At 71.7% G+C, this 21,996-nt stretch carries 26 protein-coding genes; 5 read left to right on the top strand and 21 right to left on the bottom strand.

Features of this window, described 5'->3' with window-relative positions; genetic code table 11:
- Positions 1-21 precede the first annotated feature (21 nt).
- Genes BLW09_RS18500 through fliO form a run of 5 tightly spaced genes read right to left on the bottom strand, consistent with a single transcriptional unit; the run spans position 22 to position 3,488 of the window.
- Positions 22-1,116 carry an EscU/YscU/HrcU family type III secretion system export apparatus switch protein gene (locus BLW09_RS18500; protein ID WP_089916311.1) on the bottom strand — a complete coding sequence of 365 codons (1,095 nt, stop codon included), beginning with the start codon at positions 1,114-1,116 and terminating at the stop codon, positions 22-24.
- A complete protein-coding gene (locus BLW09_RS18495; RefSeq protein ID WP_089916308.1) occupies positions 1,113-1,874 on the bottom strand; it encodes a flagellar biosynthetic protein FliR in 762 nt (253 codons plus the stop codon). The genes BLW09_RS18500 and BLW09_RS18495 overlap by 4 nt, the downstream gene beginning before the upstream one ends.
- Entirely contained in the window at positions 1,874-2,149 is a 276-nt protein-coding gene (fliQ, locus tag BLW09_RS18490; RefSeq protein ID WP_089916305.1) for a flagellar biosynthesis protein FliQ, read from the bottom strand. Before fliQ ends, BLW09_RS18495 begins: the two co-directional genes overlap by 1 nt.
- Complete coding sequence (gene fliP, locus BLW09_RS18485) at positions 2,146-3,003, bottom strand: flagellar type III secretion system pore protein FliP (RefSeq protein ID WP_089916302.1); 858 nt, start codon at positions 3,001-3,003, stop codon at positions 2,146-2,148. Before fliP ends, fliQ begins: the two co-directional genes overlap by 4 nt.
- Positions 3,000-3,488, bottom strand: coding sequence for a flagellar biosynthetic protein FliO (gene fliO / locus BLW09_RS18480; RefSeq protein ID WP_089917090.1), 489 nt, complete (start codon positions 3,486-3,488; stop codon positions 3,000-3,002). The genes fliP and fliO overlap by 4 nt, the downstream gene beginning before the upstream one ends.
- Before the next feature lie 124 nt (positions 3,489-3,612).
- Here fliO and BLW09_RS18475 point away from each other — a divergent pair, with 124 nt between their 5' ends.
- The gene (locus BLW09_RS18475) at positions 3,613-4,311 is read left to right on the top strand and encodes a formylglycine-generating enzyme family protein (RefSeq protein ID WP_089916299.1); all 699 of its coding nucleotides are present in this window, start codon (positions 3,613-3,615) and stop codon (positions 4,309-4,311) included.
- A 10-nt stretch (positions 4,312-4,321) separates the two neighbouring features.
- Here BLW09_RS18475 and fliN read toward each other — a convergent pair whose 3' ends face one another.
- Together fliN and BLW09_RS18465 are read right to left on the bottom strand one after the other, a co-directional pair.
- Positions 4,322-5,038, bottom strand: coding sequence for a flagellar motor switch protein FliN (fliN, locus tag BLW09_RS18470; protein ID WP_089916296.1), 717 nt, complete (start codon positions 5,036-5,038; stop codon positions 4,322-4,324).
- 5 nt (positions 5,039-5,043) lie between these two features.
- Positions 5,044-5,928, bottom strand: a complete 885-nt coding sequence (locus BLW09_RS18465) for a flagellar motor switch protein FliM (RefSeq protein ID WP_089916293.1) — start codon at positions 5,926-5,928, stop codon at positions 5,044-5,046.
- A 136-nt stretch (positions 5,929-6,064) separates the two neighbouring features.
- Here BLW09_RS18465 and BLW09_RS18460 point away from each other — a divergent pair, with 136 nt between their 5' ends.
- From BLW09_RS18460 to BLW09_RS18445, 4 genes are all read left to right on the top strand, one after another.
- Entirely contained in the window at positions 6,065-6,391 is a 327-nt protein-coding gene (locus tag BLW09_RS18460; protein ID WP_089916291.1) for a flagellar FlbD family protein, read from the top strand.
- Positions 6,391-7,209, top strand: a complete 819-nt coding sequence (locus BLW09_RS18455) for a motility protein A (protein WP_089916288.1) — start codon at positions 6,391-6,393, stop codon at positions 7,207-7,209. The genes BLW09_RS18460 and BLW09_RS18455 overlap by 1 nt, the downstream gene beginning before the upstream one ends.
- A gap of 1 nt (position 7,210) precedes the next feature.
- Positions 7,211-8,044: an OmpA/MotB family protein gene (locus BLW09_RS18450; protein WP_089916285.1), complete on the top strand. Its 834-nt coding sequence runs from the start codon at positions 7,211-7,213 to the stop codon at positions 8,042-8,044.
- Between the two features lie 84 nt (positions 8,045-8,128).
- Positions 8,129-8,806, top strand: coding sequence for an SDR family NAD(P)-dependent oxidoreductase (locus BLW09_RS18445; RefSeq protein ID WP_089916283.1), 678 nt, complete (start codon positions 8,129-8,131; stop codon positions 8,804-8,806).
- Here the strand turns inward: BLW09_RS18445 and arfA are convergent.
- From arfA to BLW09_RS18375, 14 genes are all read right to left on the bottom strand, one after another.
- Positions 8,803-10,308, bottom strand: a complete 1,506-nt coding sequence (gene arfA, locus BLW09_RS18440; protein ID WP_089916280.1) for an arabinosylfuranosidase ArfA — start codon at positions 10,306-10,308, stop codon at positions 8,803-8,805. The genes BLW09_RS18445 and arfA overlap by 4 nt on opposite strands.
- Before the next feature lie 167 nt (positions 10,309-10,475).
- A complete protein-coding gene (locus BLW09_RS18435) occupies positions 10,476-11,489 on the bottom strand; it encodes a LacI family DNA-binding transcriptional regulator (RefSeq protein ID WP_089916277.1) in 1,014 nt (337 codons plus the stop codon).
- Positions 11,490-11,577: 88 nt separating this feature from the next.
- The gene (locus tag BLW09_RS18430) at positions 11,578-12,327 is read right to left on the bottom strand and encodes an ABC transporter permease (protein ID WP_089916275.1); all 750 of its coding nucleotides are present in this window, start codon (positions 12,325-12,327) and stop codon (positions 11,578-11,580) included.
- A 152-nt stretch (positions 12,328-12,479) separates the two neighbouring features.
- The gene (locus BLW09_RS18425; RefSeq protein ID WP_089916271.1) at positions 12,480-13,652 is read right to left on the bottom strand and encodes a flagellar hook protein FlgE; all 1,173 of its coding nucleotides are present in this window, start codon (positions 13,650-13,652) and stop codon (positions 12,480-12,482) included.
- A gap of 31 nt (positions 13,653-13,683) precedes the next feature.
- A complete protein-coding gene (locus BLW09_RS18420) occupies positions 13,684-14,145 on the bottom strand; it encodes a flagellar hook assembly protein FlgD (protein WP_089916267.1) in 462 nt (153 codons plus the stop codon).
- Positions 14,146-14,157: 12 nt separating this feature from the next.
- Positions 14,158-15,645, bottom strand: coding sequence for a flagellar hook-length control protein FliK (locus tag BLW09_RS18415; RefSeq protein ID WP_089916264.1), 1,488 nt, complete (start codon positions 15,643-15,645; stop codon positions 14,158-14,160).
- Complete coding sequence (locus tag BLW09_RS18410; RefSeq protein WP_089916261.1) at positions 15,642-16,313, bottom strand: C40 family peptidase; 672 nt, start codon at positions 16,311-16,313, stop codon at positions 15,642-15,644. Before BLW09_RS18410 ends, BLW09_RS18415 begins: the two co-directional genes overlap by 4 nt.
- Entirely contained in the window at positions 16,310-16,747 is a 438-nt protein-coding gene (locus BLW09_RS18405; RefSeq protein ID WP_231946950.1) for a hypothetical protein, read from the bottom strand. The genes BLW09_RS18410 and BLW09_RS18405 overlap by 4 nt, the downstream gene beginning before the upstream one ends.
- Entirely contained in the window at positions 16,744-18,075 is a 1,332-nt protein-coding gene (locus tag BLW09_RS18400; protein WP_231946949.1) for a FliI/YscN family ATPase, read from the bottom strand. Before BLW09_RS18400 ends, BLW09_RS18405 begins: the two co-directional genes overlap by 4 nt.
- Entirely contained in the window at positions 18,072-18,683 is a 612-nt protein-coding gene (locus BLW09_RS18395) for a FliH/SctL family protein (protein WP_089916255.1), read from the bottom strand. The genes BLW09_RS18400 and BLW09_RS18395 overlap by 4 nt, the downstream gene beginning before the upstream one ends.
- Entirely contained in the window at positions 18,673-19,683 is a 1,011-nt protein-coding gene (gene fliG / locus BLW09_RS18390; protein WP_089916251.1) for a flagellar motor switch protein FliG, read from the bottom strand. Before fliG ends, BLW09_RS18395 begins: the two co-directional genes overlap by 11 nt.
- Complete coding sequence (fliF, locus tag BLW09_RS18385) at positions 19,680-21,284, bottom strand: flagellar basal-body MS-ring/collar protein FliF (protein ID WP_089916248.1); 1,605 nt, start codon at positions 21,282-21,284, stop codon at positions 19,680-19,682. The genes fliG and fliF overlap by 4 nt, the downstream gene beginning before the upstream one ends.
- A complete protein-coding gene (gene fliE / locus BLW09_RS18380) occupies positions 21,284-21,589 on the bottom strand; it encodes a flagellar hook-basal body complex protein FliE (RefSeq protein ID WP_089916245.1) in 306 nt (101 codons plus the stop codon). Before fliE ends, fliF begins: the two co-directional genes overlap by 1 nt.
- A complete protein-coding gene (locus tag BLW09_RS18375; RefSeq protein ID WP_089916242.1) occupies positions 21,589-21,981 on the bottom strand; it encodes a flagellar basal body rod protein FlgC in 393 nt (130 codons plus the stop codon). Before BLW09_RS18375 ends, fliE begins: the two co-directional genes overlap by 1 nt.
- Positions 21,982-21,996 lie beyond the last annotated feature (15 nt).

The raw sequence follows: 21,996 nt of genomic DNA, 5'->3' as shown, positions 1-21,996 counted from the left end.
CGGCGAGACCCTTGTTCGGCTTCACGACATCCCTCCCTGGAGCTGCGGCCGCATGGTGTGGAGCCCGGCAGCCGAGCCGCGCTGCTTGAGCGACATGACGAACGCGAGGACCCGCGCGACCCCGTTGTAGAGCTCGACGGGGATCTCGTCCCCGACCTCGCATCCGGCGTGCAGCGCCCGCGCGAGCGGGATGTCCTTGACGATCGGAACGCGCTCCTCCTCCGCCTTCTCACGGATGCGCAGCGCGATGGCGCCCGCGCCCTTCGCGACGACCCGCGGGGCCGACTTGCCCGGTTCGTACTTCACCGCGACGGCGATGTGCGTCGGGTTTACGAGCACGACATCCGACCCGCCGATGGCCGCGATCATGCGGTTGCGGCTCATCGCGAGCTGACGGGAGCGCCGGTGGGAGCGCACCAGGGGGTCGCCCTCGCTGTTCTTGTTCTCGTCGCGCACCTCCTGCTTGCTCATGCGCGTGTGCTTGCGGTTGCGGCGCATGACCACGAGCACGTCGAGCCCGGCGAGCACGAGGCCGGCGCCGATCGCCGCCTGCAGCAGCCCCGCCGTCCCCCCGGACGCGGCCGAGAGCAGGGAGGCGAGCGGCATCGAGCCGGACGTGAGCAGCACCGGCATCAGCCCCTGGACCACGAGGAACAGCCCGATCGCGACCACGGCCGACTTGAGCAGGGTCTTCGCGCCCTCCCAGAGCGCCCGCATCCCGAACACGCGTCCGATGCCCTGCACGATGTTGAACTGCTCGTACTTGCCCTCGAGCTTCTTGAAGTGGATGCCGCCCTGCACGGCGGCGGCGCCCACCACGGCGAGCGCGCCCACGGCCAGCAGCGGTCCGATCGTCGCCATGATGCTGCCGAGCCCGTCGCCGAGCGCGGCGACCGCCTTCGCCGGGTCGGGGCTCTCGATCACCGAGCGGACGGAGAACAGCTGCTCGATGGCGGCGGTGCTGCCGGTCTGCAGGGTGAAGGGAAGCATCACGGCAGCAGCTCCGACTCCGACCCAGGCGGTCAGGTCGGACGACTTGGAGAGGCGGCCCTTGGAGCGCGCCTCCTTCATCCGCTTCTCGGTCGCCTGCTCGGTGCGTTCCTGCGCGTCGCTCATCGGCCCACCCCCAGCATGGTCTTGACGGCGGTGTCGGTGAGCCCCGAGACGACCCCCGGCAGCGCGACGAACACGATCGCGGCCAGCACGACGGTCAGCATGATCTTCAGCGGGAAGCCGAGCGAGAAGGCGTTGAGCGCCGGGGCGACGCGGGTGAGGAGTCCGAGGCCGACGTCGGCGAGGAACAGCACGACGATCAGCGGCCCGGCGATCTGCAGCGCCGCCAGGAACATCTGGGTGAGACCGTCGACCATCTGCTTCGCCGGATCGGCCAGATCGATCCCCGCGACGAGCGGGACGGCGTCGAACGTGCGCACCAGACCGCCGATGATGAGCTGGTAGCCGCCCGACGCGAACAGCAGCGCGAGCGCCGTCAACTGGAACATCCGTGTGAACTGGGCGCCGTTGATCATCGACTGCGGGTCGAACGCCTGGGCCAGCTGGAAGCCGCCGAACAGGTCGACCAGGCTGCCCGCCGACTGGATCGCCGAGAACACCAGGAAGACGAGGAAGCCGAGCGTCGCGCCCACCGCCAGCTCCCGCACCATGTCGAGCAGGAATGCGCCGGTGTCGGCCGACCGGTACCCGGCGCCGACGCGGGGCGCGACGGCGACCGCCAGACCGATGGCGAGCATCCCCTTCACCTGCGCGGGGAACCCGTTGTACGAGAACGGCGGCGCGATCACCAGGAACGCGACCATGCGCAGCGAGGCCAGCGCGATCGCCTCGATCGCGGCCAGGTCGATGGGGATGAACATCAGCCACCGCCCAGCAGCTGCGGGATCTTGTCGAACAGCACGTGGGTGAACGAGACGAGCTCGGCGATCATCCACTGGCCGCAGATGATGAGGGCGACGGCCACCGCCGCGGCCTTCGGCACGAACGAGAGCGTGACCTCCTGGATCTGCGTGATCGACTGCACCAGCGAGATCGCGAACCCCACGACGAGGGCGGTGACGACGATCGGAGCGGCCAGCTTCGCGGTCACCATCAGTCCCTGCATCGCGATGTCGAGGACGGCGTTCGGGTTCATCCGCCACCACCCCCGTAGCTGGTGATCAGGCTCGTGATGATGAGCCCCCATCCATCGACCAGCACGAACAGCAGGATCTTGAACGGCAGCGAGATCATCACCGGCGGGAGCATCATCATGCCCATCGACATGAGCGCCGCCGAGACGACCATGTCGATCACCAGGAACGGCACGAAGATGACGAAGCCGATGATGAACGCGGCGCGCAGCTCGGAGATCATGAACGCCGGGATGAGCGTGAGCAGCGGCACGGCGCTGACGCTCTCCGGGTTCGGGCGTCCGGCCGCGCGGGTCATCAGCGCGATGTCCTCCTCGCGGGTGTGCGCCGCCATGAAGCCGCGCAGCGGGGCCTCCGCCGCGTGCGCGGCCGCCGTGAAGTCGATGTGACCGGCGAGGTAGGGCTGCACGGCCGTGTTGTTGATGTCGACCAGCACCGGGCTCATGATGAACAGGCTGAGGAACAGCGAGAGGCCGGCGAGCACCTGGTTCGGCGGGATGGACGGGAGCGCCAGCGCGTTCCGCGTGATGGCGAGCACGACGAAGATCTTCGTGAACGACGACATCATCAACAGCAGGGCCGGCGCCACCGACAGCACCGTGATGCCGAGGAGGGTAAGGACGGCGGCGCTGGGCGTGCCGTTCGGGCCGTTGATGTCGAGCGTGATGCCGCCGGTGCCGGCCGCTGGTCCGGACGGGCCGGTCGGGGTCGGGACGGGTGTCGGAACGGCGTGCGCGGCGGTGGACCCCAGCAGCACGATGGCCGCGACGATGAGCGCGACCAGGATGCCGGCCAGCGCCAGGCGGGGCAGGCGCCCGGTGCGCGCCGTGCGCGCCGTGACCTCCGGCGCCGTCACTTCTTGGGGCGCACCGCCGAACTCGCCTGACGCCACGTTGCCGGGGACAGGATCGAGCCTTTGAGTGCCTCGTCGAAGAGCGAGGCGCGTCCGTGCGCCGTGAGGAAGTCGGCATCCTGCCTGGTGGTCGTGGTGGTGCTGGTGCTGCGGGTGCTCGCGGGTGCGTCGGTGGTGCCGGTCCTGGCCTCCACCTCGCGCACGGGCTTAATCGGGGTGACGTCCGCGTCCTGCGGGCGGTCACCGGAGTGGAGGACGCTGACCTGGCGCTCGGTGACGCCGAGCACGAACCGGCTGCCGTCCACATCCACGACGACGACCGAGGCCTTCTGGCCGATGCCCTGACGGCCGACGACGGTCACTGCGTTGCCGCGTCGGCCCCGCGCCGAGGAGCGCCCCTTCGTCACCCGTCGCTGCACGAACCACAGCAGCGCGACGATGACGCCGAGCACCACAGCGACGCGCAGCGCAACGAACAGGGTCTCCACGCTGCGCACTATCGGCCGCGGCCTCCCTCCCGTTAGCCGCATCCACGAGGTGCTCGCCGTTGCGGCCAACACGCCGTCACGACGCGCACTTGCGAGCACCTCGACGGCCGGGGAGGGTGAGGGAGTGGACTTCGAGATGGCGAGCATCCCCGGCGGGAGCGTGCAGTTGCAGGATGCCCGGCCGAAGCGGCGCTGGACGGTGGAGCTGGAGGCGTTCGAGCTCGGCGTCTTCGCCGTCACCGAGCAGCAGGTGGCCGAGCTCATCGGCGAGCCGGCCCCGCATCCCCGCCGCCCGGCGACAGGGATCAGCTGGCTACGCGCGGTGCGGATCTGTAACGCGGCCTCGGAGTGGGAGGGACTCGACCCCGCGTACACGTTCGACGGCGAGGATGTGACCTGGCATGTGGATGCGGACGGCTACCGCCTGCCGACCGAGGCCGAGTGGGAGTTCGCGTGCCGGGCCGGCTCGACCGCGCCGCACTACGGACCGCTGCCGGAGATCGCCTGGACCAGCGCCGACGGCCTGACCGCTCCCGCCGACGTCGGCCTGCGCCTGCCCAACCTGAACGGGCTGTTCGACACCCTCGGCAACGTGTCGGAGTGGTGCTGGGACCTCCTCGACCCGGGCCGTTCGCACGATGCCCGGGTGTTCCGCGGCGGCGGCTTCGCCGACGACGCTTGGAACGTGCGGGCGTCCGTCCGCCGCGGCGGGCCGGCGCGCACGCCGTACCCCGACGTCGGCTTCCGCGTCGCCCGCGGCGGGTTCGACGCCGATGGCGCTGCACAGGGCTGGTCGGCCGCCGCAGACGAGGAGCGCGGCTGAGCCGGCGGCGTCAGTCCAGGTCTTCCGCCGTGTCCAGGATCTTGGTGATGCGGACGGCGTAGTCCTGGTCGACGACCACGATCTCGCCGTGCGCGATCAGGCGGCCGTTGAGCAGCACATCGGCGGGCGACCCGGCGGAGCGGTCCAGCTCGATGACGGCGCCCGGCTCCATCGCGAGCACATCGCGCACCGCCATCCGGGTGCGGCCGATCTCCACGGTCAGGGCCATCTCCACGTTGCTGATGCGCGCCAGCTTGCCGCCCAGCGCACCGGTGCCCGCGCGCTCGGCGACCGAGGCGCGGCCGCGGACCGCGAACCAGCCGGCGACACCGGACGGCCCGGAGAGGGCGAAGACCGACGTGGCCGGATCGGCGAACAGCTCAGCGGCGTCGTCCGGGCGGGCGTCGTCCAGGACACCGGCGCCGAGCGTGTCGCTGGCGGCCTCGAGGGCCGGCTGCAGCACATCCTGGAGCGCCACCACGGGTGCACCGTCGGCGCCGTCGTCGACCAGCTGCGGCGCCTCGAGCAGCACGACCGCGAGGTCGGCGGAGACGGCGCCGACGAACGTGGCGACCACGGCGTGCGCGGCGTCCTGAACGTCGGACCCCTGCGCGAGCAGCGGTGTCAGCGGTGCGCCCGTCGGGAGCACGCGGGCGAGCGCCTCTGCGGCGGCCTGCGCCTGCCCGAGGGAGAGTCCTGCGGCGTGTGCTGTGCTGGTCATGCTCATCGGAATCAGTCCTCTGTGTTGACGATCACGCAGGCGAGACGCGAGCCGCTCGAGCCGAGAGCGGCCGAAGCGACGGTCTGCCCGCCGACCGTGAGATCGAAGGGTCGGTGCTGCGGATGCGGGAGGGGCAGCAGGTCGCCGACCGCCAGCCCCAGCACCACGCTGGGACGGACGGCCGCCGGGGCCAGCCGCAAGGCCACATCCACGGGGACGCGCGCCAGCTGGGCGTCGACCAGCTCGCGCGCGTTCTCGGTGCTGTGGGTGGGATTCGTCTCGCCCAGCTGCGGGAGCAGGGCGACGGCGGGCAGCGCGACGGTCGCCCGCGCGACGTTCTCGCCCACGCGCAGCTCGAAGCCCGCCACGATCATCAGCTCGGAGGTCGCGGCGGCCTGGGCGAACTGGGAGTTGTACTGGATGGCGTCCACGGTGATCGGCGCGAGCAGGATGGAGCCGAGCGAGTAGCGCAGGTCCTCCAGGGCGTCGTCCATCAGCCGCCGGACCAGCGCGTGCTCGATCTGCGTGAAGGTCCGCTCGTGGTCGACGGGGGTGCCCTGGCCGCCGAGCATCGCATTCACCCAGGACAGCGCGGCGATGGTCGGGAACTGGATGACCGCCTTCGGGGCGGTGTGTTCCAGCTCGCACAGCACCATGGCCGTTGTCGCGGGAAGCGACGCCGCGTACTCGTCGTAGGTCTGCAACTGCACGAAGTCACACTCGACCTGGCTGAGCACGCGCACCTTCGCGGTCAGCTGGGTGCCCCACTGGCGGGCGAACGTCTCGAACGCCAGCTCCAGCACGCGGGAATGCTCGCGCGCGAGCGTCGTCGGCCGGCGGAAGTCGTAGACCGGCGCCTCGGGGGCGTCCGGCGACGGGGCCTGCAGAGTCGTCACGTGAGGGACTATCGGCGCGGACGGCTCGTTCGTTAGGCACCGCGCATCCACCCCGCGTCCCCCTAACGACCGACCGGCGCGGGCCGATAGTGCACACGTGACGGCTCACCCGGAGCCGAGACCAGGATTCGCGCCCATGATCGTCGTCACCCGATTGAACGACAGCCAGTTTGCGGTCAACCCCGACCTCATCGAGCGCATCCACGCCAGTCCGGACACCACTCTCGTCATGGTCGACGGTGCGAAGTTCATCGTCACCGAGTCCATGCCGGAAGTGATCGAGAAGATCGCCGCGTACCGGGCGCGTGTGATCGCGCTCGCCCACGATCTGCCCGCCGCAGGCCCGCGACCCGTTCCGGCACCGCCGCTCGGGCTCGTGACGCTGACCGGGCTGGAAGACGACGAGACGACCAGGGCTCACCCCGAGGCCCGCGCCGTCCCCCTGCGAGCAAGGAAGAAGTAATGGACCCGGCAACGATCATCGGCATCGTCCTCGCGTTCGGCGCCGTCGTCGCGATGGTGACGATGGAGGGCGCGCACCTCAGCGCGCTCCTGCTGCCCGCCCCCATGGTGCTGGTCTTCGGGGCCACCATCGCGGTCGGCATCGCCAGCGGCACGATCAAGGACTTCCTCACCGCGGTGAAGGCGCTCCCCCGCGCCCTCCGCGGCAAGGTCGAGCCGCCGCAGCAGGTCATCGACCAGGTCGTCGGGCTGGCGGAGAAGGCCCGCGCCAACGGCCTGCTCGCGATGGAGCAGGAGGCCGACAGCGTCGACGACCCGTTCCTCAAGCGCGCGCTGCAGAACATCGCGGACGGCACGGACGGCGACGAGCTGCGCGTGCTGCTGGAGGACGAGATCGCCACGCGCTCCAAGAAGGACAGGGTCGCGGCCAAGTTCTTCAGCGCGATGGGCGGATACGCGCCGACGATCGGCATCATCGGAACCGTCGTCTCGCTCACGCACGTGCTCGAGAACCTGGCAGAGCCGGGCGAGCTCGGCCCGATGATCGCGAGCGCGTTCGTCGCGACCCTCTGGGGTCTGCTCTCGGCCAACTTCCTGTGGCTGCCGCTCGGCGCCCGCCTGCGCCGCCTGTCCGAGCTGGATGTGGAGCGCATGACCTTGCTCATGGAGGGCGTGCTGGCCGTGCAGTCCGGCTCGCAGCCGCGCCTCCTCGGCGAGCGCCTGCGTGCGATGGTCCCCGACGGCGACGCCGACAAGAGCGCGGCGAAGAGCGCCAAGCCGGCGCGCGGGGCGAAGGATCCCGTCGAGGAAGCGGCCTGACATGTCGGCCCGCCGTCGCAAGAAGCACGAGGAGCCGGAGGAGCACGAGAACGAGGAGCGCTGGATGGCCTCCTACATGGACATGGTCACCGTGCTCATGTGCATGTTCATCGTGCTGTTCGCCATGTCGACGGTGGATGCGAAGAAGTTCGAGCAGCTGAAGGACTCGCTGGCGACCGGCTTCGGGCAGGTGAAGACGCAGAAGATCGACACCGCATCCGGTGTCGTCGTGCCGCCGAAGCACGTCGACGAGTCGGGAAAGTCGACCGATTTCGCCCTCGCCCAGCAGGAGGCGCAGAACCTGCAGCACCTGAAGGACCTCATCCAGGCCGCTCTCACCCGCGACGGCCTGCAGGATGCGGTGGAGCTGAAGATCGACGAGCGCGGCCTCACGATCGGGCTGGTCGGCAACTCGACGTTCTTCGACTCCAACCGCGCGGAGCTCAGCCCGCGCGCGGTCGCCGTGCTGAACGACATCGGACCGGTGCTCGCCCCGGAGGCGTACGACGTCTCGGTGGAGGGGCACGCCGACCTCCGGCAGCCGGGCGCGCCCTATCCGACCAACTGGGAGCTCTCCGCCGGGCGCGCGACCAGCGTGCTGCGGCACCTGGTCGAGGTGAACGGCTTCCCGCAGGGCCGCATCGCGGCGGTCAGCTTCGGCTCGGCGCGTCCGGTCGCGGGCCACACCGGCACGACGGACTCCGACCTGGCGCAGAACCGGCGGGTGGATGTGGTGGTGCTGTCGGCCCAGCCCGACGTCATCCGCAAACTCATCCCGCAGGCGCTGCAGTCGCCCGCGCCCACCCCAACCACGGCCCCCGCCGCCTCCCGCTGACCCCGCCGTCGAGTACGCACAAACTGCACGCTGACGGCGCGCTCAGCGTGCAATTTTTGTGGACTCGACGGGGTTGGGACGGGTATGGATCTTCAGCTCGCGAATCGTGTCGTCCTCGTCGTCGGCGGCACCGGCTTCATCGGCTCCGCGGTCGCCGACCGCCTCCGGACCGAGGGCGCGACCGTGGTCGTCGCCTCCCGCAGCGCGTCGGAGGGGGTGACGCTGGACGCGTCGGACGACGAGTCCGTCCGCCGCGCCGTCGACACAGTGCTGGAGCGTCACGGACGCATCGACGGCCTGATCGTGACGGCCGCGCCGCCGGCACAGACCCTCGACCCCGCCCGCAGCTCCGACCCCGACCAGATCCTGAGCGCGATCGACGGCAAAGCGCTGGCGTTCCTCCGCGTCGCGCGCGCCGTGATCCCCGCCATGCGGGAGGCCGGCTTCGGACGGATCGTGGTGATCAGCGGCCAGAACGCCTACATCACCGGCAACATCACCGCGGTGGTGCGCAACGCGTCCACCAACCTGATCGCGAAGAACCTCGCGGACGAGCTGGCCGGAACGGGCGTCGCCGTCAACGTCGTCAACCCGGGCCTCGTCACCGAGAACCCGAACCCTGCGGTCGCGCCGGGCCGCGGCGGCGAGTCGTCTCCCGACCAGATCGCCGACCTGGTCGCCTTCCTCACCTCGCCCCTGTCGGCGGTCGACGGCGAGTCCATCGCCATCGGCCACCGGATGCTGGGGACGACCCTGCTCTAGCCGAGCGAGACACCCGTCCACGAGACGGGCGGAAGCTCGAGCGTGAGCACGCCGTCGTCGAGGGATGCCGTGGGCGTCGGGCGCAGGCCGACGCGGTTCTGGTCGTGCATCGTGTTCTTCGCGTAGACGTCGTCGTCCCACAGGGACACGGCCTCGCGCACCGACGAGACGCCGAGGTCGCGGACGTCCACGCGGACCGTCTGCGTCTCGGTGAGACTGCGGTTGACGAGGAACAGCGCGGCCGACCCGTCGGCCTCGTCGAACGTGGCCACCGCATCCACCAGGTCCGCCTCGCCGTAGACGGCCGTCTCGTACGAGCCGGTCTCGATGCGCGGGCGCAGCACCTCGCCGCGGGCGAGACGGCTCGTCACCGAGAACGGGAAGAACGTGGTCTGGCGCCAGGCCGCGCCGCCCGGCTCCGTCATGATCGGCGCGATCACGTTGACCAGCTGGGCGAGGGACGCGCTGGTCACCCGGTCGTGGTTCTTCAGCAGCGTGATCATCAGGTTGCCGAGCACGACGGCGTCGGCCGCCGAGTAGACGTCCTCCAGCTGGCGCGGGGCGTAGCGCCACTCGTCGTTGATCTCCTCCGACGCCTTGTGCTCGTCGAGGTACCAGATGTTCCACTCGTCGAACGAGATCTGGATCTTCTTCTTGCTCTTCAGCCGGTTGCCGACGTGATCGGCGGTCGAGACGACCGTGTCGATGAAGTACTGCATGTCCACGGAGGACGCGAGGAACGAGCCGAGGTCGCCGCCGCGCTCCTGGTAGTAGGCGTGCGCCGACACGTAGTCGACGTGCTCGTAGGAGTGCTCGAGCACGACGCGCTCCCACTCGCCGAAGGTCGGCATCCCGGAGCCGGACGAGCCGCACACCACGAGCTCGAGGTCCTTGTCGGCCATCTTCATCGCGGCGGCCGTGCGGGCCGCGAGCTTGCCGTAGTCGTCGGCGGTCATGTAGCCGGTCTGCCACGGGCCGTCCATCTCGTTGCCCAGGCACCACATCCGGATGTCGTGCGGCTCCGGCGTCCCGTTGGCGATGCGCCAGTCGCTCAGGGCGGTGCCCGAGGGGTGGTTCGCGTACTCGAGCAGGTCGAGGGCGGCCTGGATGCCGCGGGTGCCGAGGTTCACGGCGAGCATCAGCTCGGAGTCCGTCAGCGCCAGCCAGCGCGCGAACTCGTCGAGGCCGACCTGGTTGGATTCCAGCGAGTGCCAGGCCAGGTCGCGCCGCACCGGGCGCTGGTCGCGGGGGCCGACCGAGTCCTCCCAGCGGAACCCGGAGACGAAGTTGCCCCCCGGGTAGCGGATCGTCGTCGAGCCGAGCTCGCGGACGAGCTCGACGACGTCGAGGCGGAAGCCGTCCTCGTTCGCGGTCGGGTGCCCCGGCTCGTAGATGCCGTCGTACACGCAGCGCCCGAGGTGCTCGACGAACGAGCCGAAGATGCGGCGGTTGACGGGGGCGACGCGTGCGGTGCGGTCGAGGGCGATGCGGGTCTCAGACAAGGAATCTCCAGTGCTCGAATTCGCCGAGGAGCCGTGAGCCCCTTCGGCGCTGCCGTCGGTCACGGGCTCCCATTCGCGGCGCGTCGACACCCGTGTCTACAACGTTAGAGGACAACGTTGTAGAAACCATGATGCAGAACGGATGTGACCGTGTCAAACGGACGTGGTCAGGCCCGTGTCGACTCGCGTTCCACCAGACGGAACGGCATCGGGAGCCGCTCGGGGACGAACGCCTCGTCCGGGTGCTCGATCCTCCGCACCAGCAGGTCCACGGCCGTGCGCGCGATCTGCTCGCGGCCCGGGTCGATCGTCGACAGGCTCGGGATGGAGTACTCCGTCTCTTCGATGTCGTCGAAGCCGATCACGGCCACGTCCTCCGGCACCCGGCGTCCGGCCTCCTGCAGCGCACGGAGCGCTCCGAGCGCGATGGCGTCGTTGAAGGCGACCACACCGTCGAAGGGCGTCCCCTGCGCCAGCAGTTCGCGCATCGCGTCGGCCCCGTTGCGCCGGTGCCAGGGGTCGACCGGCACGACGAGCGAAGGGTCGAACGGCAGCCCTTCCGCCTCCAGCGCCTGGCGGTAGCCGTCGAGACGGAGGGCGGCCGAGCCGACGACATCGGCGGGATGGGCGCCGAAGGCCACGATCCGCCGGCGGCCGGCGTGCAGCAGGTGCTCGGTCGCCGCCCGGACCCCCGCGGTGTTCGCGATGATGACGTGATCGCGCGGCACGTCGACGTTGCGGTCGCCGAGCAGCACCACCGGCGTCGTCAGCTCGGCGAGCAGCTCGACGTCGCTCTGGTCCAGTGCCAGCACGCTGTGCAGCACCCCGTCGACCGTCTGGGCACGGGGATGCCGCAGGGCGCCGATCTCCTGCCTGCGGTCGAGCCCGTACTGCTCGATCAGCACGGCCAGACCGCGTTCGGCGGCCGCCATCATCACCGCATCCGCCAGCTCGGCGAAGTAGGCGTTGCGCAGGTTCGGGATCATCAGCGAGATCACGTTGGTCCGCCCGGACCTCAGCCCGCGCGCCAGGAAGTTGGGCCGGTAGCCGAGCACGTCGATCGCATCCAGCACCTTGCGCCGCGTCTGCTCGCGCACGTGCGGGTGGTCGTTGATGACGTTCGACACCGTCTTCACCGACACCCCGGCGAGCACGCTCACGTCCTGCATCGTCGCGGCCATGGACGCTCCCCTCTCGCCTCTTCTGCGACTTTATAACGTTGCAAGGGCAATCGTCGCAGCCATCGCCATCGCGTTCCGGCACCGATGGTCAGCGCAGAGCGGCGGGGCGGACGCGCACGGGCGCGAGCCAGGCCGAGACGATCACGGCGGTGAGGGCTCCCGCCGCCATGATCGCGGCGAGCACGACCACCTGGAACCGGCCGGCCTCGAGGGGCGACACCCCGCCGAAGATCGCGCCGACGAAGGCGCCGGGCAGGGTCACGAGGCCGGTGGTCTTGGTCTGGTCGACGGACGGGATGAGCGCCGAGTAGACCGCGTTCCGCGCCAGCTCCAGCGTCGACTGCCGGGGCGTCGCACCCAGCGCTAGCCATCCCTCCACCTCGTCCCAATGGTCGCCGACCGCCTCGGTGAAGCGGCGGCCGGCCAGGGTGGCGATGCTCATCGAGTTGCCGATGACGATGCCGCCGATGGCGAGCGCGTAGCGCGCGCTGAACTCGATGGCGCCGGTGAGGAAGACCACCGAGAACGAGACGACGACGCCGACCGCCATGGCCGTCGCCATCATGACCGCGTGCTCCGCCGACCACCCGATGCGGCGCGTGGCCGTCGCCGCCGCGACCGAGAACATCACGAGGAGGGCGAGGGCCACCCAGAGCGGATCGGTGATGACCCCGGCGAGGACCACGCTGATGACCGCGAGCTGCGCGGCGCCGCGGAGGATGGCGAGGGCCGGCGCCCAGCGGTGCGGGACGCCGTACGCGGCGAGCACCCCGACGGCGACGAGCGCGAGCACGGCGACGCCCAGCAGAGTGGGCGCCAGCTCGTGGACGATGGGCACCCGTCGAGCCTACGGCGCACCCCCTTCGCGGCGGAAACGGAGGCGATGCCGTCGGGGGATGCGGCCGGATGCGCGGAACGGAGGAGGTCCGGCCGGGTGGTGGCCGGACCTCCTCCATTCCGGGAGGTAGCGCGCGTCGCGAGAGCGCGGGATCAGCGCTTCAGGTTGGTGAGCTCCTGCAGCACCTCGTCGGACGTGGTGATGATGCGGGCGTTCGCCTGGAAGCCGCGCTGCGCGACGATCAGGTTGGTGAACTCCTGCGAGAGGTCGACGTTCGACATCTCGAGGGAGCCGCCCTGGAGCTGACCGAGGCCGTCCTCGCCGGGGCCGCCGAGCTGGGCCGCGCCCGAGTTGACCGTCGCGCGGTAGGTCGACCCTCCGCCCTTCTCCAGGCCGCCCGGGTTCACGAACGTGGCGAGCGCGATGCGGCCGACGGCCTGCTTGTCGCCGTTCGAGAACAGGCCGGTGATCGTCCCGTCCTTGTCGAGGGTGAACGACTCGAGCGTCCCGGCCGCGCGGCCGTTCTGGTCCTTGAAGGCGACCGTCGTGATGCCCGAGTAGCCGGTGACCGCGCCGAGGTTCACCGCGACGCCGCCGACCGTGAGCGCGCCACCGCCGGTGAGGACGCCGTTGGTGAAGGTGAGCGCGCTCGTTCCGGTCGCGCCCGTCGGGTCGGAGCCCGCCACATCCCACCCGGTGCCCGTCTTGGTGAAGGTCAGGGTGAGCTTCCGGGCGGTGCCGTTGGCGTCGTAGACGGAGATGTCGCGCACCAGCTGGTCGCCGACGGCCGCGTCCGAGGGGAGGTTGCCCGTCACGGCCGAGGTCGTAGTCGCCGCGGCCGGCGTGACCGCCTTCAGCGGGATGGTGATGTCGCTGAGGGCGCCGCCCTGCTGGATGACGCCGTTGACCGCGTTCCAGCCCTGCAGGATGGCGCCGCCCGGGCCGACCAGGCGGCCGAGGGCGTCTGGGTCGAGCGAGCCGGCGCGCGTGTAGACGGTCTCGCCGCCCACCTTCATGACGAAGAAGCCGTCGCCGTTGATCATGATGTCGGTGGAGCGTCCCGTCGCCTGGGCTGCGCCCTGCGTGAAGTTGGTAGAGATGCCCGCGACGAGCACGCCGAGGCCGATCTGGGCGGGATTCGTGCCGCCGGTCTGGCCCTGCGGGGCGCCCGCGCCCTGCACCAGCTGCGACAGTGTGTCCTGGAACTGCACGGCGGACGACTTGAACGCGGTGGTGTTGACGTTGGCGATGTTGTTGCCCGTCACATCCAGCATGGTCTGGTGCGAGCGGAGGCCGGAGATCCCGGAGTAGAGCGAGCGGAGCATGGCGTTTCCTTTCTGAGGAAGGTGCGTGAGGTCAGGCGGTGGGCGCGGAGGAGCCCGCGCCTGCGGCAGCCGGGGTGACCACGCCGAGGATGGCGTCGAGGGCGAGTTTCTGATCGCCCACGGTGACGATCGGGACGGCGCCCGCGTAGGAGACGGACGAGGCGAGCCCGGTCTGGGTGTCGCCGTTCTTGTCGAGGTAGCTGACGGTGTGACCGATGAGCGCGGCGGCGGCCTGGCGCATCTGGAGCGCGAAGCCCTCCTGCGCCGTGGTGTCCATGTTGGTGAGCTTCTCCATCATGGCCAGCTGCGTCGTCTGCGAGATCATCTGGTTGGTGTCCATCGGCGAGCTGGGGTCCTGGTTGCGGAGCTGGGTGACCAGCAGCTGCATGAAGGCCTCGCTGTCGAGCGACTGCTTGGGCGTCCGCGTCGGCGGGGTGGAGTAGATGCCGCCCGTGGAGGCGGAATCGGCTCCGGTGATGGGGTCGACGGCCACGGTGGCTCCCTTCTAGACGATCAGGTCGATGGTGTGGGCGGACCCGTCCACGGGTGCGGACGGGGTGGATCGGGGGGATGCGGCCGGCTCGGCTCTCGGTGCGGACGGACGGGCATCCGGGCCGTCGTGCCGGCCGCCGCTCGGCGCGTCGTGCTGCGGCGCCGGCTGGTTCTGGGACGACAGGTCGAGGGTTCCGGCGAGACCGGCTCCGCCGAGGTCGCGGCGGAGGTCGGGGAGGATGGCGCGCAGCGCATCCCGCCCGGCGTCCGTCGGCGCGAACAGCTCGACGCGCACGCCGTCGCCGCCGACGTGCGCCCGGACCGTGACCGGGCCGAGGGTGTCCGGCGTGACGTGGACGGTCATGACGTGCTCGCCGGCGCCCGCGGCCGCGAGGGTGAACACCGGGCGGGCGAGCTGCGCGCCCAGCGTGTTCTGCGGTGCGGGGGCGGTGGGAGCGGGGGCGGCGACCGGTTGCGCGGTCGGTGTGCGGTCGAGACCGGTCAGAGGCTGCAGGGTGGCCGTCGGTACGGCGACCGGGTCGGCCTTCGGGGGCTCGGGGCGGATGGATGCGGTGGGCGCGCCTGCCGTCGGCGTCGCGGTCTCAGCCGGGGCTCCGGCAGCCGGGCTCTGCGGAGCAAGCGCAGGCGCCGTCGGAACGGCGGCGGCCCGGGCGAGTGCCGCCGGAGCTGCGGGCGCGCTCGCCGCTCCGCCGGTCCCCGCTATCAGCGCGGTGGCGGCGTCGGCCTCGCCCGCATCCACGTGCGCTGCGGCACCGGGGCCGCTCGCGCCGCGGGCCGGTCGGGACGAGCCGGCCGCCTCTCCGCGCTCCCCCACGCTCGCGGCCGCGACGGCCGCGACGGTCGCGACGAGTGGTGAATCGTTGCTCGAATTCGGCGCGAGTGGTGACGTGATGTCGCTACTCGGCACGGGGGCGGCGGGGACGGGGGGCGTCGGCGCAGTGGGCTTGAGCGCGTCGGTCGGCGCGGCGACCGTCTGGGCGACAGCGGAAGACGCACCGACGGTCGGAGTCCCGGCGGTCGGGGACGCGGCGGTCGGCGCGGATGCGGCTGGGGCGGTCACGACGGGCGACGATGCGGCGTCCGTCGTCGAGGCCGGGAGGCCGGGAACCGTTGTGGCGGCCTGCGTCGGGGCGATCGACGACGAAGACGGAGTCTCCGTGCCGGTCATCGCGGCACCCGCTGACGCGCCGTCCGTGCCGGCGGCAGCGTCCACCGGAGCGTCGGCGCCTCCGGTCTGCGCCGGTCGGTCAGTGTCTCGCGCGGCGGCGACGCCGGCCGCATCCGGTTTGTCCGCACTCCGGTCGTGCTCGCGCGCCGGCTTCGGCCGCGATGAGCTGTGCGCGTCGCGCGGGGTGGCATCCACCGCACCCTGCAGGAAGGCGTCGAACGCGTCGCCGGAGCCCTTCGTCGCGCCGGAGCCGGGCCGGGCGGCCGTGGACGGCGCGGCGGGCGGAGCGGAGGTGACCGCCGCCGGGCTCACAGGGAGCCTCCCTGCACGAGCGACGCGAACAGCGAACGCATCATGTCCGCCTGGGCGGAGGACGCGGACGACGCAGAGCCACCCAGCCCCGACAGCCCCGACGCCGACGCCGTACCCGCCGGGGCCGCCTGGGGAAGCACCCGCCGGATGGTCACGATGTCCGAGTCGCTCATCCAGTTGTTCACGAGGCTGACGGTGCGCCCTTCGCTCGGTGCATGGATGACCTTGCCGTCTCCCGCGTAGATGACGATGTGCTCGCCGCCGTTGGTGACGATGAGGTCGCCCGGCTGCGCCTGCGCGAGCGAGGGCACCTCGGTGCCGACGGTCGACTGTCCGGAGACCAGGCGCGGCACGTCGATGCCGAGGTCCTTGAACACCCGCTGCACCAGCCCGGAGCAGTCGAGGCCGAAGGCGCTGGTGCCGCCGAAGACGTACGGGACGCCGAGGTACTTCTTCGCGTCCGCGACGACGTCCGCTCCGGTGGGCGACCCGGTTCCGCCGGTCGCGCCGAGCGCCCCCGACAGCGCCGCGGCGAAGTCGGTCGCCGAGGTCCCCGAGGTCCCCGACGTCCCCGCCGAGGACGACGTCGTGCTCTTCGCCGGGCTCTCCAGCTGCACCAGCGTCGCCTGGATCTGCGCGATGCGGCCGATGGCGTCCGTCACGGTCATGCGTCTCCCCCTTCTCGCGCGCGCTGCCACGCGCCGGTGGCCATCTCGTCGATGGCCGACTGCTCGGCGCTCAGCTCGCCGGCGACGACCTCCGCGCGATGACGGTTCTCGAGCTTCTCGAGTCCGACGGCGCGCTTCTTCGCCTCGGTGAACGCCTCCTGCGCGGCGGCGGCCTCGGCCTCGCGCTCGGCGGCGAGCGCGGCGAGGTCGGCGAGCATGCTCCTGCTGGATGCGCGCGCGGCCGCCATCGCGAACAGCGTCCCCGCGTCGGTGGCCTCGACGGGCACGGCGTGCAGGGCGGCGATGGCGCGCGCCTGCCGCTCGCCCGCATCGCGACGGAGGGCGTTCGCCGCCGCGAGGTCGCTCGCCGCGTGCTCCTTCTCGATCTGCCGCAGCCTCAGCAGCCCGGCCAGTGCGAATGCTCGTGCCATCATGCGCCTCCCAGCATCCCGATGAGTGCCTGCAACCGGGCCCACGACTCCGCCGCGGGGGCCGGTTCGCCGATCCCCTGGCGCAGGAACGCGTCGATCGCGTCGGCGTTGGCGACCGCGGCATCCACCTTCGGGTTGGTCCCCGGCTTGTAGGCGCCGACATCGAGCAGGTCCTGTGCGCCGACCTTCGCGGCCAGTACGCCGCGCAGGGCGATCGCCGCCGCGCGCTGCTCGGGGGTGGTCACCCGCGACGCGAGCCGCGAGACCGAGCCGAGCACATCCACCGAGGGGAAGTGCCCGACGACCGACAGCCTGCGGTCGAGCACGACGTGCCCGTCGAGGATGGAGCGCGCCGCGTCGGCGATCGGCTCGTTGTGGTCGTCTCCGTCGACCAGGACGGTGTACAGGCCGGTGATCGACCCGGTCTCGCCCGTGCCGGCCCGCTCCAGCAGCTGCGCCAGCAGGGAGAACGTCGACGGCGGGTAGCCGCGCGTCGCCGGCGGCTCCCCCGCCGACAGCCCGATCTCGCGCTGCGCCATGGCCACGCGTGTCAGGGAGTCCATCATCAGCACGACATCGGCGCCCTCGTCCCGGAACGCCTCGGCGATGCGGGTCGCTGCGAACGCTGCACGCAGGCGCATGACGGCCGGTTCGTCGGAGGTCGCCACCACCACGACCGAGCGGGCGAGGCCTTCCGGACCGAGGTCGTCCTCGAGGAACTCGCGCACCTCGCGCCCGCGCTCCCCCACCAGCGCGATGACCGACACCTGCGCGTCGGTCCCCCGCGCGATCATCGAGAGCAGCGACGACTTGCCGACGCCCGATCCCGCGAACAGGCCGAGGCGCTGGCCGCGGCCCGTCGTCACCATGGTGTCGAGCACGCGCACGCCCAGGCCGATCGGCTGCAGGATGCGCGCGCGGCGCATCGCGTCGGGCGCGCGGTTGCCGAGCGCGACGAAGCCGTCCGCCTCGACCGGCCCACGGCCGTCCACCGGGCGGCCGAGCGCGTCGACGACCCGGCCGAGCATGCCCCGCCCGGTCGGCACGAGCAGGGGGGCGCGCACGGCCCGTGCGGGGGCGCCGGCCGCGACACCGGTCAGCGGTCCGTACGGCATCACGCGGACGTGATCGGCCGTCGTCGCGACGACCTCGGCGTGGATGCCGGGGGCTTCCCCGATGACGACCACGTCGCCGATCGCGGCGGGCACGCCCTCCAGCTCGGCGCCCAGGCCGACGACGGCCGTGACCCGCCCGACCGTCTCGACCCGCGCTGCCTCGACCGCGCCGGCCCAGCGGTCGCCGAGGGTGGGGCTCAGCACCGCGGCGCTCACGACAGCGCCTCCTTCGCCCGGTCGAGGGCCGCATGGATGCGCGCATCCAGCCAGCCGTTCGGGAGCTCGCCGACGGCGTCGCCCGGCGTGAGCGCCGAGTCGGCGACCAGCTGCAGCTCCTCCGTCGCCGCTCCGGCCGCACGGAGGGCCGCAATGTCGTCGGGATGGAGCCGCACCACCGGAACGACCCCCGCCGGTGCCGCGGACTGCACGCGCACGACGGCCGCGCGTGCAGCGGCCACGCGGTCCTGCAGGGCGACACCGACGACCGCCGTCGCCAGCTCGAACGCGGCATCCACCAGCGCGGACTCGGCGTCGGCCAGCACCGGCACGGTCGCCTCGCGCAGCTCGACGGCCGCCGCGCGCAGGGCGCGCGCGAGCACCGCGACGGTCTCGGCAGCCTCCGCGGACTCGGCCGCGCGGGCCGCGACGGCCCGGTCGGCCCACTGCTCCTGTTCGCGCGCCGCCGCGCGCCGCCCCTCGGCGAACCCCGCCGCGTATCCGCGCGAGCGGGCGGCGGTCATCGCGGTGCGCTCATGCTCGGTCTCGGTCAGCACCGGGACGATCAGGGGCGCGAAGTCCTGCGCCGGGGCGGCGTCATTCGACATACGCGTCCTCGTCCCCGCGCTGCACCGTGATCGCACCCGTGGCCTCCAGGTCACGGATGGACCGGACGATCTCGGCGCGGGCGTCCTCCACCTGCGAGACGCGCACCGGCCCGAGGATGCGGACCTCGTCCTCGAGGATCTCGCGGTTGCGCTCCGAGAGGTTCGACGTGATGACCTCGCTGACCGCCTCGGATGCGCCCTTCATCGCGACCGCGAGCACGGCGGCGTCCACACCGCGCAGCACCTGCTGCACGTCGCGCGCCTCCAGCCGGACGATGTCGTCGAAGGTGAGCATCCGCGACCGGACCTCCTCGGCGAGCTGCGGGTCGCGCTGCTCCAGCGCCTCCAGCAGCGCCTTCTCGGTGGCGGCGTCGGAGCGGTTGATGATGTCGACGAGCGGCTGCACTCCCCCGACGGCGTCGGACGCCGCCCGGGACGACACGACGGCGCTGGCCCGCTGCTTGAGCGTCTCGGCGACCACGCGCACCGCGTCGGGACTCGGCGACCCCATGGTGGCGATCGCGTGGGCGACCTCGGTGCGCGCCGAGTCGTCCAGCCCGGCGAGCACGCGGGAGGCGTGGTCGGCACGCAGGTGCGCCAGCACGAGCGCACTGGTCTGCGGCAGCTCGCCGGCGAGCAGCATCTGCACCTGGGCCGGCTCCACCGCGTCGAGGAACTCGAACTGCTTGCCGGCCAGATTGGATGCGACCCTGTTGAGCACTCCGGTCGCCCGTTCGGCGCCGAACGACGCCTCGAGCAGTCCGACCGCGATGTCCCGCCCGCCGCGCGTGGTCACCGCCCCGCGGGTCGCGAGGTCGTGGAACTCGCTGAGCGCCTTCTCGGCGATCCCCGGGTCGACGCGGCGCAGCCGCAGGATCTCGGCGGTGATCTCGTCGGCCTCCTCGTCGGAGAACTGCTTCATCACCTGGGCCGCGCGCTGCTGATCCATGTTCATCAGCACGACCGCGACCTTCTGCGCGCCGGTCAGTGCGGTGCTCATACGCCCGCCCTGTCATCCATGAGGCTGCGGAGGAACTCGGCGGTGCGCTGCGGGTCGCGCTCGGCGAGCGCCTCGATCTCGGCGCGGCGACGGTCGGCCTCCACCTCTGCGGGGTCGGGCGTGGGGTCGGGAAGCGGGTCGAGCTGCATCGGCACCGTCGGAGCCGCCTGCTCCAGCGCGATCGGGAAGGCCGCCGCGTCGAGGGCCAGCGTGTCCGCGTCCTCGGCGAGCGCCGCCGTCTCGGCCGCGCGCCGCCGTCCCCGGCGGAACAGCAGGAAGGCGATGATCGCCGCGGCGAGGATGGCGGCCGCGATGACGGAGGTCCGGATGATGCCGCTGAGCTGGTCCGCCGCAGCGGCGTCCTTCGCCTCCTGCAGCGCCTTCGCCGCCTCGGTCGCGCCGGTCTTGCTGAACGGCACCATCTCGACGCTGACGGAGTCGCCCCGCTTCACGTCGATGCCGGCCGCGGCGTTCACCAGGTTGCGGATCTCGTTGGCGCTCACGTTGCCGACCGCGTCCGAGTTGAGCGCGACGGACACGGTCTGCCGGTTGATGGCGCCCGCCGGGATGGTCCGCTGCTCCGTGACCTTGTCGACCGCGTTGTCCTTGGTGCTCGACTCCGAGTTGAAGGTGCCGTTGCCGTTCGTGCCGTTGGGGACGGCGATGTTGTCCGGCCCGAGAACGCCCGCGTTGCCGCCGCCCCCGGAGCCGGTGTACGTCTCCTTCTGGGTCGTCTCGCTGAGCGAGGGCGCGGCGGTCGGGGCCGTGTACGACTCCTCCGTGCGCTGCGCGCTCTCGGTGCTGACGTCCGCGGCGACCGCGACCGTCGCGTTCCCGGCGCCGACCACCTTGTCGAGCATCTCCTGCACGGCGGACTTCACGCGGGTCTCGTAGTCGCTCGCCTGCTTGTCCGCTCCCCCGGTCGCTCCGCCTCCGACGGTGCTGAGCACGGTGCCGTCCGCGTCCACGACCGCCACATCCGTCGGCTTCATGCCGGGCACGGCCGCACTGGTCAGGTGCACGATCGCCTGCACCTGGTCGGCGCTGAGGGTCACCCCGCTCTGCGTCTCGACGAACACCGACGCGGTCGGGTCCTTCTTCTCCGACGCGAAGACGGTCTCCTGGGGGATGGCGAGGCGGACGGATGCCGCCTTGACGCCCTTCATGGCGGCGATGGTGTTGCCGAGCTCCCCCTCCATCGCGCGCTTGTATGTGACGTTCTGCTGGAACTCGGAGGACGTGACGCCCATCTTGTCGAGCAGGGAGTACCCGCCGGTCGTCGACGCCGGAAGGCCGGCCGATGCCGCCTTGAGCCGCTCGTCGTAGACCTTCTCCTGCGGGACGAGGATGGTCGAGCCGCCGTCGGTGAGCTGGTACGGCACCCCGTCGGTGCGCAGCTGGTCGACGATCGCCGAGGCGTCCGACGCCGCGACGCCCGAGAACAGCGGCGTGTACGACGGCTGCGACGCCCACAGGGCGAGCCCCGTCGCGCCGAGGGCGACCACGGCGACGCCGATGATCGCGATCACCCGCTGGGCCACGGAGAAGCCGCGGATCGAGTCGCCGATCCGCCGGAAGAAGCTGGTCACCTGCTGAGGCATCAGGCCTGCATCCGCATGATCTCGTTGAAGGCGTCGACCGCCTTGTTCCGGACGCCGGCGACGAGCTCGAGCGTGACCTGTGCCCGGGTGGAGGCGAGGGTGGCGTCATGGATGTCGTCGAGGTTCCCGGTGACGGCCTGGATCGCCAGGCGGTCGCTCGTGCCCTGCAGCTGCTGCAGGTTGTCGATCGCGCCGGTGAGCGCGTTGCCGAACGCCGCTCCCCCGGTGCCGCCGGTCTGCTGGGTCGCGGAGACCCCGGTGGTGGCGTCGATCCCGGAGAGCGCGCCGATGGCGGGGATGGGCATCAGTTCCTCCCGATCTGCAGCGCGGCCTGGTAGGTCTCCTTGGCGCGATCGACGACGGCCGCGTTGGCCTGGTAGCCGCGCTGCGCCATGATCAGGGAGCCCATCTGCTCCGACAGGTCGATGTCGGGGTACCGCACGTACCCCTTCTCGTCGGCGACGGGGTTGTCCGGCTCGTAGACCATCCGCCCCTCGGCGCTGCCGTAGGCCGCGCCGGCGACGTAGACGCCCGAGACGCCCTGGCCCTCCTGCGCGACCACGTAGCGGGCCTGGAAGGCGGCTCCGTCGGTCGGCTTGGCGGTGTTGATGTTGGCCAGGTTGTCGGAGATGGCGTCCAGCCAGTGGCGGTGCAGGGTCAGCCCCGTCCCGGCGATCCCGATGGCATCGAAGGTCATGTCGTGCTCCTCTCG

This window comes from Leifsonia sp. 21MFCrub1.1, assembly GCF_900107895.1.
In the GTDB taxonomy this organism is placed as follows: domain Bacteria; phylum Actinomycetota; class Actinomycetes; order Actinomycetales; family Microbacteriaceae; genus Leifsonia; species Leifsonia soli.
Note: the sequence above shows the minus strand (reverse complement) of the source record. Positions and strands in the feature narration are given on the sequence as shown.